Origin of the sequence: Erwinia sp. MYb375 (assembly GCF_037479175.1) — a bacterium.
In the GTDB taxonomy this organism is placed as follows: domain Bacteria; phylum Pseudomonadota; class Gammaproteobacteria; order Enterobacterales; family Enterobacteriaceae; genus Erwinia; species Erwinia rhapontici.
In genome coordinates, this window is sequence record NZ_JBBGZS010000012.1 from 1 (window position 1) to 13,055 (window position 13,055).

At 53.3% G+C, this 13,055-nt stretch carries 14 protein-coding genes, 1 rRNA gene and 1 pseudogene; 8 read left to right on the forward strand and 8 right to left on the reverse strand.

The window, feature by feature from the left end; translation table 11 throughout:
- Together WH279_RS05375 and gmhB are read right to left on the reverse strand one after the other, a co-directional pair.
- A 16S ribosomal RNA gene (locus WH279_RS05375) occupies window positions 1–342 on the reverse strand; the annotation flags it as partial.
- Between the two features lie 410 nt (window positions 343–752).
- The gene (gene gmhB / locus WH279_RS05380) at window positions 753–1,313 is read right to left on the reverse strand and encodes a D-glycero-beta-D-manno-heptose 1,7-bisphosphate 7-phosphatase (RefSeq protein ID WP_133842165.1); all 561 of its coding nucleotides are present in this window, start codon (window positions 1,311–1,313) and stop codon (window positions 753–755) included.
- Between the two features lie 188 nt (window positions 1,314–1,501).
- Between gmhB and metN the strand changes: the two are divergent.
- The 6 genes and pseudogenes from metN (at window position 1,502) to proS (ending at window position 7,089) form a co-directional block, all read left to right on the forward strand.
- Window positions 1,502–2,533, forward strand: a pseudogene (gene metN / locus WH279_RS05385) (methionine ABC transporter ATP-binding protein MetN).
- Window positions 2,526–3,179 carry a methionine ABC transporter permease MetI gene (locus tag WH279_RS05390; protein ID WP_133842167.1) on the forward strand — a complete coding sequence of 218 codons (654 nt, stop codon included), beginning with the start codon at window positions 2,526–2,528 and terminating at the stop codon, window positions 3,177–3,179. Before metN ends, WH279_RS05390 begins: the two are co-directional and overlap by 8 nt.
- A gap of 36 nt (window positions 3,180–3,215) precedes the next feature.
- Window positions 3,216–4,031, forward strand: a complete 816-nt coding sequence (locus WH279_RS05395) for a MetQ/NlpA family lipoprotein (protein WP_339455233.1) — start codon at window positions 3,216–3,218, stop codon at window positions 4,029–4,031.
- Window positions 4,032–4,171: 140 nt separating this feature from the next.
- Complete coding sequence (rcsF, locus tag WH279_RS05400) at window positions 4,172–4,576, forward strand: Rcs stress response system protein RcsF (protein ID WP_200643815.1); 405 nt, start codon at window positions 4,172–4,174, stop codon at window positions 4,574–4,576.
- On the forward strand, window positions 4,573–5,280 hold the full coding sequence (gene tsaA / locus WH279_RS05405; protein ID WP_339455234.1) for a tRNA (N6-threonylcarbamoyladenosine(37)-N6)-methyltransferase TrmO: 708 nt from the start codon (window positions 4,573–4,575) through the stop codon (window positions 5,278–5,280). The genes rcsF and tsaA overlap by 4 nt, the downstream gene beginning before the upstream one ends.
- A gap of 90 nt (window positions 5,281–5,370) precedes the next feature.
- Window positions 5,371–7,089 (forward strand): proline--tRNA ligase, encoded by a 1,719-nt coding sequence (gene proS, locus WH279_RS05410; protein ID WP_339455235.1) that lies wholly within the window; start codon window positions 5,371–5,373, stop codon window positions 7,087–7,089.
- Window positions 7,090–7,169: 80 nt separating this feature from the next.
- Here the strand turns inward: proS and WH279_RS05415 are convergent, their stop codons facing one another.
- The 4 genes from WH279_RS05415 to WH279_RS05430 all read right to left on the reverse strand — a co-directional run bounded on the left by WH279_RS05415 (window position 7,170) and on the right by WH279_RS05430 (window position 10,771).
- The gene (locus tag WH279_RS05415) at window positions 7,170–9,014 is read right to left on the reverse strand and encodes a M48 family metallopeptidase (RefSeq protein ID WP_339455236.1); all 1,845 of its coding nucleotides are present in this window, start codon (window positions 9,012–9,014) and stop codon (window positions 7,170–7,172) included.
- A 352-nt stretch (window positions 9,015–9,366) separates the two neighbouring features.
- The gene (locus tag WH279_RS05420; protein ID WP_339455237.1) at window positions 9,367–9,777 is read right to left on the reverse strand and encodes a copper resistance protein NlpE N-terminal domain-containing protein; all 411 of its coding nucleotides are present in this window, start codon (window positions 9,775–9,777) and stop codon (window positions 9,367–9,369) included.
- 26 nt (window positions 9,778–9,803) lie between these two features.
- Entirely contained in the window at window positions 9,804–10,220 is a 417-nt protein-coding gene (gene arfB / locus WH279_RS05425) for an alternative ribosome rescue aminoacyl-tRNA hydrolase ArfB (protein WP_133842174.1), read from the reverse strand.
- Window positions 10,217–10,771, reverse strand: coding sequence for a YaeQ family protein (locus WH279_RS05430; protein WP_133842175.1), 555 nt, complete (start codon window positions 10,769–10,771; stop codon window positions 10,217–10,219). Before WH279_RS05430 ends, arfB begins: the two co-directional genes overlap by 4 nt.
- Window positions 10,772–10,903: 132 nt before the next feature.
- On the opposite strand from WH279_RS05430, the gene WH279_RS05435 reads away from it, so the two are divergent.
- Both WH279_RS05435 and rof read left to right on the forward strand, forming a co-directional pair.
- Window positions 10,904–11,107 carry a YaeP family protein gene (locus tag WH279_RS05435; protein ID WP_133842176.1) on the forward strand — a complete coding sequence of 68 codons (204 nt, stop codon included), beginning with the start codon at window positions 10,904–10,906 and terminating at the stop codon, window positions 11,105–11,107.
- Window positions 11,091–11,357 (forward strand): Rho-binding antiterminator, encoded by a 267-nt coding sequence (rof, locus tag WH279_RS05440; protein WP_133842177.1) that lies wholly within the window; start codon window positions 11,091–11,093, stop codon window positions 11,355–11,357. Before WH279_RS05435 ends, rof begins: the two co-directional genes overlap by 17 nt.
- Before the next feature lie 37 nt (window positions 11,358–11,394).
- On the opposite strand, the gene WH279_RS05445 is transcribed toward rof, so the two are convergent.
- Both WH279_RS05445 and tilS read right to left on the reverse strand, forming a co-directional pair.
- On the reverse strand, window positions 11,395–11,706 hold the full coding sequence (locus WH279_RS05445; RefSeq protein ID WP_339455238.1) for a c-type cytochrome: 312 nt from the start codon (window positions 11,704–11,706) through the stop codon (window positions 11,395–11,397).
- Window positions 11,707–11,721: 15 nt separating this feature from the next.
- Window positions 11,722–13,026: a tRNA lysidine(34) synthetase TilS gene (gene tilS, locus WH279_RS05450; RefSeq protein ID WP_339455239.1), complete on the reverse strand. Its 1,305-nt coding sequence runs from the start codon at window positions 13,024–13,026 to the stop codon at window positions 11,722–11,724.
- Window positions 13,027–13,055 lie beyond the last annotated feature (29 nt).

Genomic DNA, 13,055 nt, shown 5'->3' on the forward strand with positions numbered 1-13,055 from the left:
GGAGTCTGGACCGTGTCTCAGTTCCAGTGTGGCTGGTCATCCTCTCAGACCAGCTAGGGATCGTCGCCTAGGTGAGCCATTACCCCACCTACTAGCTAATCCCACCTGGGCACATCCGATGGTGTGAGGCCCGAAGGTCCCCCACTTTGGTCCGAAGACGTTATGCGGTATTAGCTACCGTTTCCAGTAGTTATCCCCCTCCATCGGGCAGTTTCCCAGGCATTACTCACCCGTCCGCCACTCGTCACCCGGGGAGCAAGCTCCCCTGTGCTACCGTTCGACTTGCATGTGTTAGGCCTGCCGCCAGCGTTCAATCTGAGCCATGATCAAACTCTTCAATTAAAAGTTCGATTTGCTGCAACAAGTGCAGCGATGCTCAAGTGTAAAACGTCATAATGAATTTCATTATGTGTTCACTCTTAAGACTTGATATTTTTTGTCACCCTAAGGTGACTGATATCAATCCTGCGAGTGCCCACACAGATTGTCTGATAAATTGTTAAAGAGCGGTGCAATCAGTGCCGAAGCTTCCTGTTGCGAGGTGGCGTATATTACGCTTTCCTCCTTCGGAGTCAACTTCTTTTTGAGAAGTTTTTCCGGCGGTTCAGATGCTTCCTGAACCTCCTGAGCCGCTGGCCGTAAGCCGTTGTGCCGTCTCAGTGGTTGCGCATTATAGACAGGCGCCCCGGGAACGCAAGCAGTAATCTCAACTTTTTCACTGCCTGCTGAAAGTTCCAGCGAAACGCTGCTTTTTAGCCCTGTTTGATACGTCCCGGCAGCTCTTTCAGGCTATTAAGCACCCAATCCGCAGCACTCTCGCCTTCAGCAGTGACAGGCTTCCCGCTACGAACCAGTACTTTTTTACCGACTCCGGCAGCTAAAGCGGCCTGCATGTCCTCAATCTTATCGCCAACCATATAAGAAGCGGCCATATCGATGTTCAGCTCCTGCTGCGCGGTCAGGAACATTCCCGGCTGCGGCTTACGGCAATCACATGACTGACGTAACTCTTCTACTATTGCTTCCGGATGATGCGGACAGAAATAGATGCCATCCAGATCAACATCGCGGTCTGCCAGCGACCAGTCCATCCATTCGGTCAGATGCATAAACTGATCTTCGGTAAACAAGCCGCGCGCGATACCGGACTGGTTTGTCACCAGCACCAGCGCAAAGCCCATTTCTTTCAGTTCACGCATGGCATCAATCACACCATCAATAAACTCAAAGTTGTCGCTTTCAAACACATAACCGTGATCGACATTAATGGTGCCATCCCGATCGAGGAAAATTGCGGGGACTTTCTCAGCCACGTAGTAACTCCTGCTACAAAATTTGCCGTAGTGTATCGCATCACTACCATAAAAGAGAGAATGGCAGATTGAATGACTTCGATTGATTTAGACGTCTGGATGCCCTACCATCCATCCAGTCCCTTCAATGCGGGATGCCGTTATAATGAATGCCACGGATAACTCCCATCACGATAATAAATAAATCAATGATTAAACTTTCAAATATCACCAAAGTGTTCCAGCAGGGTTCACGCACGATTACAGCGCTGTCTGATGTCAGCCTGCATGTGCCCGCCGGACAAATTTATGGCGTGATCGGCGCTTCCGGTGCAGGTAAAAGCACCTTAATCCGCTGCGTCAATTTGCTGGAACGTCCAACTTCCGGCAGCGTGCTGGTTGATAACCAGGATCTCACCACACTATCAGAAAGCCAGTTAACACTGGCGCGTCGTCAGATTGGCATGATCTTCCAGCACTTTAACCTGCTGAACTCACGTACCGTCGCCGGTAACGTTGCACTGCCGCTGGAGCTGGGCAATCTGTCAAAGGCTGAGATTAAAGCCCGCGTCAGTGAGTTACTGGACCTGGTCGGCCTGGCGGATAAACACGATGCCTGGCCTGCCAATCTCTCCGGCGGGCAGAAGCAGCGCGTGGCCATTGCCCGTGCGCTGGCCAGTAACCCCAAAGTACTGCTGTGTGATGAAGCCACCAGCGCGCTGGACCCTGCGACCACCCGTTCCATCCTTGAATTGCTGAAAGACATCAATCGTCGTCTTGGGATCACCATTCTGCTGATCACTCATGAGATGGACGTGGTGAAACGTATCTGCGATTGCGTTGCAGTCATCAGTAACGGTTAATTGATTGAGCAGGATACGGTGAGTGAAGTGTTCTCTCATCCAAAGACGCCGCTGGCACAGCAGTTTATTCAATCAACGCTGCATCTGGATATCCCGGAAGACTACCTGAAACGTCTCTCCCCAGAACCCAGCGCAACAACCGTTCCTCTATTACGCCTGGAGTTCACCGGCCAGTCAGTGGATGCCCCGCTGCTGTCCGAGTCAGCACGCCGTTTCAATGTGAACAACAATATTATCAGCGCGCAGATGGATTACGCCGGTGGCGTGAAGTTCGGCATTATGCTGGCCGAAATCCACGGTGAGTCAGCCGATACTCAAGCGGCCATCGCGTTCCTGCAAGAGCACCATGTGAAGATAGAGGTATTAGGTTATGTCTGAGGCGATGATGTGGTTAATGGGCCGCGGCATCTGGGAAACCCTGATGATGACCTTTGTCTCCGGCTTTTTCGGTTTTGTGCTGGGGCTACCAGTGGGTGTGCTTCTTTATGTTACCCGTCCGGGGCAGATCGTCGCGAACGCGAAGCTTTATCGCGTGCTGTCAGCCGCGGTGAATATCTTCCGCTCGATTCCTTTCATTATCTTGCTGGTCTGGATGATCCCCTTCACCCGGATTATCGTCGGTACCTCAATCGGTCTGCAGGCCGCGATTGTTCCGCTCACCGTAGGCGCAGCACCCTTTATTGCGCGTATGGTTGAGAATGCCCTGCTTGAATTACCTACCGGCCTGATTGAAGCATCACGCGCCATGGGTGCAACACCTTTGCAGATTATCCGTAAGGTTCTGCTGCCTGAAGCACTGCCAGGTCTGGTGAATGCCGCTACTATTACTCTGATTACCCTGGTCGGCTACTCAGCAATGGGTGGCGCCGTCGGCGCAGGCGGTCTGGGTCAGATTGGCTATCAGTACGGCTATATCGGTTACAACGCGACAGTGATGAACACGGTATTGGTTCTGCTGGTTGTTTTGGTGTATTTGATTCAGTTCTGTGGCGATCGCATTGTTCGTGCGGTTAGCCACAAGTAAACACAACAGTAATTTCTCTCTATTTAAGGAAGGGATATGTCTTTTAACGTTAAAACGCTTGCCGCTGTTGGCGCACTTATCGGTACTCTGGCCTTGGCTGGCTGCGATCAGAAAGAGAAAGATCCAAACCACATTAAAGTGGGTGTGATCGTGGGGAGCGAGCAGCAGGTTGCTGAAGTCGCCGCGAAAGTGGCAAAAGATAAATACGGCCTGGATGTTGAGCTGGTGACCTTCAACGACTACGTACTCCCTAACGAAGCATTGAGCAAAGGCGATATCGATCTTAACGCCTTCCAACATAAACCTTACCTGGACCAGCAGATTAAAGATCGCGGTTACAAGCTGGTTTCTGTAGGCAGCACATTCGTTTATCCGATTGCGGGTTACTCGAAGAAAATTAAAACGCTGGACGAACTGCAAAACGGTGCACAGGTGGCTATCCCTAACGACCCAACCAACCTGGGTCGTTCACTGCTGCTGCTACAGAAAGTGGGCTTGATCAAACTGAAAGATGGCGTTGGCCTGCTGCCAACCTCACTGGATGTGGTTGAGAACCCGAAAAACCTGAAACTGGTTGAACTGGAAGCACCGCAGTTGCCACGTTCCCTGGACGATCAGCAAATTGCCCTGGCAGTGATTAACACCACTTACGCCAGCCAGATTAACCTGACGCCAGCAAAAGACGGCATCTTCGTTGAAGATAAAAACTCGCCGTACGTAAACCTGCTCGTTGCCCGCGAAGATAATAAAGACGCGGAAAACGTGAAGAAATTCGTACAGGCTTATCAGTCAGATGAAGTTAACGACGCAGCGAACAAAGTGTTCAACGGCGGCGCAGTGAAAGGCTGGTAATTTAACCAATGCGGGTGGCTTCTGCCGCCCGCTATCACATTCTCATCGTCCATACGTGCCAGACTGCACGCTCTCCGCTTGTTATTTCCCTCCCGGCTTGCTTCAATAACGCCACTTTTACCGATCGTGAGGATTTTCCCATGCGTGTTTTACCGCTCTGTTTGTTAGCGCTAACGCTGACAGGGTGCTCGTTGGTACCACGGCCCTATGAGCCTGTGAAACCTTTTCCACAGTCTACGCAGACTGGCGCATCTCAGTCGAAACCCGCAGCCCGCCCTGCCCCGGTAAAACTGTATACCGATCCTGCTGATCTCGTTAGCAAACCCTTTGCTGACCTGGGCGAAGTCTATGGCGAAGATTGCCAGAGCAACGCACAGGATTCACCACCGAATCTCGCCACCGCGCGTAAACGTCTGCAGATCCGGGCATCCGGTCTGAAAGCCAATGCAGTGCTGGTACATAAATGTGAGATCGTGAGTGGCGCTCAGGGCTGCGTACGTCAGGCCGTATGCCAGGGTTCAGCCCTCAAAGTCAGTAATCAATGAGTCGTTTCTCCTTCGAACAGATTGGCGTGATCCATTCCCCGTGGAAGGAGAAATTTGCTGTTCCCCGTCAGCCTGGTTTAATCCAGGATGGCGGCGGCGAGCTGCATCTGCAAGCGCCTTATAACCAGCCGGAAGCCGTACGTGGTCTTGAAGCATTCAGTCATCTCTGGCTGTTGTTTGTTTTTCATCAGACGATGGAAGGTGGCTGGCGGCCTACCGTACGGCCACCGCGGTTAGGGGGTAATGCACGCATGGGTGTGTTTGCCACCCGTTCGACCTTTCGTCCAAATCCTATCGGCATGTCGCTGGTTGAGTTAAAGGGCATTCGTTGTGAACAGCAACAGGTGATCCTCGAATTAGGCAGCCTCGACCTGGTTGACGGCACGCCCATCGTGGATATCAAGCCCTATCTGCCGTTTGCCGAGGCGCTCCCCGAAGCGCGCGCGGGATTTGCCCAGCAAGCCCCAGATGCCGATATGCCGGTCAGCTTCAGCCTCCCGGCACAACAGCAGTTACAACAGCATCAGCGACACTATCCTCACCTTGAACGCTTTATCGGTCAGGTGCTGGCTCAGGATCCCCGGCCTGCTTATCGTAAAGGCGAAGAACCGGACCGGGAATATGCCGCCTGGCTGCTGGAATTCAATGTACGCTGGCGCGTGACCCAGTCCGGCACGGAAGTTATCGCTATCGACCTGCGTTAATTTCTCCCGGCATCTTTTGACTCACCTGACACGCTGGTACACTAGCGTCCACGTTTTTTGGCTTTATGCGTTCATATGGAATCGTAATTCATGCGTACTACTCAATACCTGCTCTCCACTCTGAAGGAGACACCTGCCGACGCTGAAGTGATCAGCCACCAGCTGATGCTGCGCGCCGGGATGATCCGTAAACTGGCATCCGGTCTGTACACCTGGTTGCCGACCGGTTTACGCGTGCTTAAAAAAGTTGAAAACATCGTGCGCGAAGAGATGAACAACGCCGGTGCAATTGAGATTTCTATGCCGGTCGTTCAGCCTGCGGATCTGTGGCAGGAGAGTGGTCGTTGGGAGCAGTATGGGCCGGAGTTGCTGCGCTTCGTTGACCGTGGCGAACGTCCGTTTGTTCTCGGCCCGACGCATGAAGAAGTGATTACCGACCTGATCCGTAACGAACTCAGCTCTTATAAGCAGTTGCCGCTGAACCTGTTCCAGATCCAGACCAAATTCCGTGATGAAGTACGCCCGCGTTTTGGTGTGATGCGCTCACGTGAATTCATTATGAAAGATGCCTACTCGTTTCATACTTCGCAGGAGTCGCTGCAGGAAACCTACGATGCGATGTATCGTGCCTACAGCCAGAGTTTCAGCCGTATGGGGCTGGACTTCCGCGCCGTTGATGCAGATACCGGCTCTATCGGCGGCAGCGCCTCCCATGAGTTCCAGGTGCTGGCGCAGAGCGGTGAAGATGACGTGGTGTTCTCTACCGAATCTGACTACGCCGCCAATATTGAAAAAGCAGAAGCAGTCGCCCCTGCCGGTGGCCGTGCAACCGCCACGCAACCGATGGTGCAGTTCGACACGCCAAATGCAAAAACCATCGCCGAACTGGTAGAACAGTTTGGGTTGCCGATCGAGAAAACCGTCAAGACACTGATGGTACAAGCGACCAAAGAGAGCGGCCATAGGCTGGTTGCGCTGCTGGTTCGTGGCGATCATGAGCTGAATGAAGTGAAAGCGGAACATATTGATATCGTTGCTGCCCCGCTGACCTTTGCAACAGAAGAAGAGATCCGCGCACTGGTTAACGCAGGACCAGGTTCACTCGGCCCTGTCGGCCTGAACATGCCGATCATTGCAGACCGCACTGTGGCAGCGATGAGCGATTTCAGCGCAGGTGCCAATATCGACGGACAGCACCTGAAAGGCATCAACTGGGAGCGCGATTTGCCGCTGCCACGCGTTGCGGATATCCGCAATGTGGTCGAAGGTGATGCCAGCCCGGATGGGAAAGGTACGCTGTTGATCAAACGCGGTATTGAAGTTGGCCATATCTTCCAACTGGGCACCAAGTACTCTGAAGCGATGAAAGCATCGGTACAGGGTGAAGACGGCCGTAACCAGATTATGACCATGGGCTGCTACGGGATTGGTATTACGCGCATCGTTGCGGCGGCCATTGAGCAGAACCACGATGAGCGCGGCATTATCTGGTCTCCTGCGCTGGCACCTTTCCAGGTGGCCATCCTGCCAATGAACATGCAGAAGTCATTCCGCGTGAAAGAGCTGGCGGAAGAGTTGTATGCCACTCTGCGTGCTAAAGGGATTGATGTGATCCTTGACGACCGCAAAGAGCGCCCGGGTGTGATGTTTGCCGATATGGAACTGATTGGCGTACCGCATACCATCGTGATTGGCGACCGTAACCTCGATAGCGAAGAAGTTGAGTATAAAGCGCGTCGTGCCGGTGAGAAACGTATGATCAAAACCAATGAAATCGTTGATTTCCTGGTGAGTGAGCTGGCGGTTTAAGATCCACGGCTACTGACCAAAGCGATCAGACATAAAAAAGCCACCGCATGCGGTGGCTTTTTCGTTTTAGCTTTTAGCTTTTAGCTTTGCGCTGCCAGAGCCTGGTCTTGTTCCTGTAACGCCCGCATTGTCTGATGGCGCTGCCAGTAGTGGCTCAGTGTGTATTTAAACACCTCAATATCCTTCTTCACGCCAGGCAGACGGATCTCAGTGCGTTTTTTACCCGCAGCATTAGGCTGAACATGTTGTAGATACAGCACGTCAGTGCCAAAGCGGCGAATCACATTGATATTTTTGATATTATCCCACGGCAACAGCTCAGCGGTCCCTGGCTTTACAATCCCCTGGTACGTGATCTCAATCTGGCTACCCTCTTTCAGCGTCCAGGCGACAGGCGGGAAATGCTTCAGCACCAACGCCGTCTCTTCTTCACCTTCCGGCAAATAACGCCATGCCAGGCTTACTTCATGGGCGGAAGAGAAATCACGCTCATATTTCTGCCACAGATGTTGCTCAATGTCTGCCGCCACCGGCATCAGATCAACCCAACTCTCCGTGGGTAATTCCGCCGCGATCGAGGCGTAGCCGGTTTCATCCACCGTATAGCCGACGTTGCGCATACGGTCTGCCAGCGGTGGATGTGAATCAAACGGGTGCGGCACATTCTGTTCACGCATCATGCCGATAAAGTCCGGTGAACTGACGTGCTGTGGCAGGCCCTGAGCAATCGCTTTGCTGATACCCAGTTCATTCTCATGCAGGGTTTTATTATCAAACAGTGTCTGCTCAACTTCGCTGCGATAGCTGGCATAAGCAGAGATTTTAATCAGTGACTCGACAATCGCTGCAGGGGCAATCAGGCTGGCGGCATTACGGTCTGCAACGAATTCACGCTCGCGACTGTTGCGCTGCCACGCCAGTTCAAACAGCATGCGATAGAGGCAAAGGGGATAATAGACCATCACCGTAGAGATATCTTTTCTCATCAGATGGATGTACTGATCAAAACGATGAAGTTTCGGCCCCAGTAAGGCACCTGATGCCGTATCGCCTTCATGCAGATGGGTTAACTCATGCACCATGACGCCATCAGCCTGAGCGGTAGTCAACTGGCGCAGCAACGGGATGCTGACATACAGCTTGCGGCCGTCAAGGACCTGTCCTTCGAGGCTCAAAGGCGCTTCAGTCACATAAAAGTTGGTATCGATACCGGCAATAATATGGTCCGGTGGTGCCGTTCCGACCTGGGATGCCAGCGTATCAATGCGCGCCCACAGGGCCGGCGCTGCGTCACGCGTCACCACATCGCCTTCAACATCGTCTTCCGGCGGCAGCTTTTTGAAGATGCCCCTGATCATATAGTACATCGCGACCAGCACCAGCAGCCCCATCGCCATCACCAGCTTCGGATAATAGGTTTGGGTAAAGAATGCCGTTCCCCAGAAGGAGAGCCAGACCAGCATTCCCCCCTGAACCAGCACTTCCAGCGCACTCGCCAGCATCAGGAACGGACGTGCCAACCTCAGGCTTTGCAACTGTCCCTGACGACTTTTAAATGCCAGCACGCTGAACAGCACAATCATGCCCAGCATGACGACGCCGCCCACCAGCGTCCAGAAGGCCACTTTATCGATCATCCAGAACTGCCATAGCTCTGATTTCTCAGCACAGACGGCATTCTGATAGTCGAGCAGATCCTCCGGCACTGTGCCACACACGCTGGACGGCGGGTTCTGTTGCAGGAAAGTGGTCAGTTTATTGACGTCCTGGCCCTGCCCACGAGCATCATCAATAAAGATCGCACTGTATTCCTGATCGAGTTGACGCGTACCGTATTCGGCAAACACCAGTGTAATAGTGGGGATCAGGAAAAGCGTGACTAAAAGCCAGAGGAATACCTTGGTATATCCTTTTTTCAATGCCATTAATTCGTTCAAAATAATAAACTCGCAAACTGTGTGTTAGAAGACAAAGCTGCTTATATCAGGCAATACCGAAAGAGAGATCTCCCGGCATAATGAAAAATGGCGTGAGATCCTTCTCTGGTCATGCGTCAGCTATATTATAAACTTAGGGGAGTAAACAGGGCTATAAGACAATATTTTAGCAGGAGCAACAAGAGGTTAACGTCGTTTTAGGATTATTTACCTGGCGCAGGAAAAACAATGCCGTTGCAGAACGGGGAATATCCTGCAACGGAAGAGATTAATTTGAGTTAATTCCACTTAATCCCGGAAATACATCACGTTAATAAGCACGGGATGATTTAAGGTTTTTTTATAACACCTTACGGCTATTCGCTGTCAGATGATAAGGATGCTGGCTGTCCACCGGCATTGAGCGCCAGGAAATGACCTCAAGGCCATTTTCAGTGGGGCGAAAACGCTGTTTCTCACCGTTCATGGCCACCAGCGTCAGCGTATCAGCCGTGCGCGCCCATTTACCATACTGCGCACTACGTAGCGTACTCTCTCCGCCCGCCCGCAGCTCCAGCACATAACTGCCATCGGCCGCCAAGAACAAAGAAGATTCACTGTCCTGACAGACCGGTCCGCAGGGCAACAACCCGGTGTAACTCTGCTGCATCGGCTCCAGCGGAGAGGATTGTTGTGCATTTTGTCGGTTATTACAGCCAAATAGCGCGCCCAATGCGAGCGCGGCAAACAGCGTGAGAACAACAGCTTTCATAGTCGCTCCTGCAAAAAATAAACAAGTCAGTCGCCGCGGACTTTACCGCGCAGCGATTTGGTTGAGGCTTTGTGCGCTTTACCTTCCAGCCGACGCTTTTTTGATGCCAGCGTCGGACGTGTTGCACGCCGGGTTTTCTCCACCACGGTGAGCTCCAGGATCAAATTCTCCAACCGCTTTAACGCCGCCTCCCGATTCATCTCTTGGCTGCGATACTCTTGCGCCTTAATAATCACAATGCCTTCGGGAGTGATCAGATGGTGGCTAACCGCCATCATCCTTTCCTGATAAAACACCGGCAGACTGGAGCGGCGAATATCAAAACGCAAATGGATTGCCGTCGAGCTTTTATTCACGTTCTGACCACCGTTTCCCTGCGCTCTGATCGCGGTGATTTCGATTTCGGCATCAGGAATAGTGACGCTACGTGATAATACAATCATACCCTTTTTCCTGCCTCCAGCCACTGCTCAAACTGAATTTCAAGATGATGAGTCTCATCGGAGAGCCAGATAGTGCCGTCCTGGATAGTGGCCTGTAACGTCATTGAGCGTGAAGCCAGTTGCGTCAGAGCACTCAGTTGCTCGTCATTGAGGTAACGTATCGTCAGATTATCATGCTGGGTCAGTTTGTTTTGATGCTGCTGCCACCAGGGCTGTGCCGCGCGCCAGTTGTAGGTGTACAGCCAGACATGTTGAGAGCGACTACAGGCCTTTTTAATTCTGCGCTCATCTGGCAGACCGAGATCCACCCAAACATCAATCCCACCATGATCGTTCAGCTGCCAGATTTCTGGCTCATCTTCTGCGCTCAGTCCACGCGTAAAGGTCAAACGCTCATTCGCATGAACCAGCCAGGCCAGCAGACGCAGCATCAAACGCTCTTCGGTTTCCGAAGGGTGGCGGGCCAGCGTCAGGGTATTATCGATAAATACATTGCGGTCCATGTCTGCGACGTTAACCGTGGCTTTATAAATCGTTGCTTTCAGTGCCATAAGGATCCTTATCTCAGTTACCCGCTATTGTAACCTGATGACGAAGCAAATCACCCGCTCGCAGGCTGATTTCCCGTAAATGCCTGTGCTATAGTCGGATAATCGCCAGAGAAAACTCGGAAGGGGGTGCATGTGCAAAAGTATTGTGAATTAGTTCGCCGGAAATATGCCGAAATAGGCAGTGGCGACCTGGGATACGTGCCTGACGCATTAGCGTGCGTGTTGAAAGCGCTTGATGAAGTAGCGGGCGATCCTGTGCTACCGTCTTCCATCAGGGAAAAGGCAGCGTTTGCTGCCGCGAACTTATTGGTGAGCGACTATGTTGACGAAAGATGAAGCCTACAAACCGATCAACTGTGATGACTATGACAACCTGGAACTCGCCTGCCAGAACAACTGGATGCTGACACTGGCGTTAAAAGACGGTGAACAGCTTAAGGCAAAGGCAAAAGATATGGTGTCGCGAAAGAACGTGGAATACCTGAGCATTGACATTGCCGGAGAAAACCGCGATCTGCGCCTCGACCATATTGCCAGCTTCAGCCACCCCGACCTCGGTACCGTGGTGGTGAGTGAATCCGATTAGTCTCCCAGTCAGGCGGATCGTCGATCCGCCTCTCTTCTCAAGGCTTCAGCCCCGCATAATACGCTGCTAAATCATCAATATCTTCATCACTCAGCCCGGCAACAAACGCTTTCATCACTTCCGCCTGGCCGCCGCTGCGTGCACCGCTTTTATACGCCTGCAATGCCTGAGCCAGATAAGGCGCGTGCTGCCCGGCAAGGTTGGGGTAGATCGGTGCCGATGCTTTTCCTTCTGCTCCGTGGCAGGCCATACAACGCGCTGACTTCTCCTGCCCGGCGCTGCTGTTACCTGCCGCCAGGGCCGGCAGGCTAGCACTCAGCAGCAGCACCATCACTCTGATAATTATCATGACTCTCTCAATATTTTAGCGACGCCAGTACACAAACCAGGCAGGATCCGGAGCCGCTGGGGCACCTTCACGGGTGACAAAAAAATCAGCGGCGGCGGCCAGACGGTCGCCATAAAAAATCAGCGGCGTTCGATCCCGCTGCCACGGCGGCACCGCCAGTTCCTGCCACAGTTTTTTCAGTGGGCGACTGCCTGCGCGTCCGACAATATGCAACGATCCCTGGGCCTGGAAGCGTACGCTGACCGCCTCACCGGAAAGGGGGGGCCGCAGCGCCAGACCATCATTATTATGCTGTTCCAACTGCCCTAGCCCGTCAGGCAGCGGCAGCGGTTGTGCTCTATCCGGCCACGGCAGCGCGTGCTCGCTTAACGATGTCAGCAGCGGCAGCCAGTAAAGACGGCCACGAAAACGGCGTACCTCGTTATCCCCCAGCCGGAAACGTGGCTCTGCGTCCTCACGGCTACAGGCCACCTCCTGCCATACACGCCGCAGCGCATCACGCGAGGGCATACTGCCCTGCTGATGCGCAATCCAGCGCCGCAGCAACGCAAAGCGCCGGGCATCACTCATCTCCAGCATCGGGAGAATCGACAACGTGCCGGATGCATCCATCAGCGAGTCCAGTGACTCCGCCAGTAACTCATCCAGAAGTTGTTCCTGCTCACCACACAGCGCTGCGCTGCGGGCCACCGCACGTGAAAAATGTGGCCAGCGGGCATTCAGCATTGGCATCACCTCGAGGCGCAGAAAATTTCGGTCATAGCGCGCATCGCTGTTGCTGTCATCCTCAATCCACGTCAACTGGTGCTGATGGGCCCACTCCTCCAGTTGCTGGCGGCCGTGCGTTAGCAGAGGCCGCAGATGCCGATGTTCGCCCAATCTGTGCTGTTGTGGCATCGCCGCCAGCCCAGCCGGACCACTGCCGCGTTTCAGCGCCAGCAACAGGGTTTCACTCTGATCGTCCTGATGCTGGGCAGTTAACAGCGTTTCCCCCGCCCGCAGCCGCTGACGGAAGGCCTGATAGCGTGCGGTACGTGCGGCAGCTTCAATCCCTCCCTGACGCGCATCCACCCTGACATACACCACCTCCAGCGGCACCTGCCAGCGTGCACACTGCTGCTGACAGTGCGTGACCCAACTCTCCGCCAGCGGGTTGAGGCCATGATGAATATGCACTGCCCGCAGCTGTAACGCCGGACGCTGCTGTCTGAGCAACACCAGTTGATGCAGCAATACGCTGGAATCGAGCCCACCACTGTAGGCCAGCAGCAGGCTGTGCTCATTCGCCAGTTGGGCTTCAAGATGGGCAAGGGATGACATGGCTTTCCTGAAAGAAGAACCCGACGAAA

Bases quoted from the DNA above. Each gene is read 5' to 3' on its own strand.
- WH279_RS05390 (WP_133842167.1), top strand. From the start codon at position 2,526: ATGTCTGAGGCGATGATGTGGTTAATGGGCCGCGGCATCTGGGAAACC.
- WH279_RS05395 (WP_339455233.1), top strand. From the start codon at position 3,216: ATGTCTTTTAACGTTAAAACGCTTGCCGCTGTTGGCGCACTTATCGGT.
- rcsF (WP_200643815.1), top strand. From the start codon at position 4,172: ATGCGTGTTTTACCGCTCTGTTTGTTAGCGCTAACGCTGACAGGGTGC.
- tsaA (WP_339455234.1), top strand. From the start codon at position 4,573: ATGAGTCGTTTCTCCTTCGAACAGATTGGCGTGATCCATTCCCCGTGG.
- proS (WP_339455235.1), top strand. From the start codon at position 5,371: ATGCGTACTACTCAATACCTGCTCTCCACTCTGAAGGAGACACCTGCC.
- WH279_RS05415 (WP_339455236.1), bottom strand. From the start codon at position 9,014: ATGGCATTGAAAAAAGGATATACCAAGGTATTCCTCTGGCTTTTAGTC.
- WH279_RS05420 (WP_339455237.1), bottom strand. From the start codon at position 9,777: ATGAAAGCTGTTGTTCTCACGCTGTTTGCCGCGCTCGCATTGGGCGCG.
- arfB (WP_133842174.1), bottom strand. From the start codon at position 10,220: ATGATTGTATTATCACGTAGCGTCACTATTCCTGATGCCGAAATCGAA.
- WH279_RS05430 (WP_133842175.1), bottom strand. From the start codon at position 10,771: ATGGCACTGAAAGCAACGATTTATAAAGCCACGGTTAACGTCGCAGAC.
- rof (WP_133842177.1), top strand. From the start codon at position 11,091: ATGTTGACGAAAGATGAAGCCTACAAACCGATCAACTGTGATGACTAT.
- WH279_RS05445 (WP_339455238.1), bottom strand. From the start codon at position 11,706: ATGATAATTATCAGAGTGATGGTGCTGCTGCTGAGTGCTAGCCTGCCG.
- tilS (WP_339455239.1), bottom strand. From the start codon at position 13,026: ATGTCATCCCTTGCCCATCTTGAAGCCCAACTGGCGAATGAGCACAGC.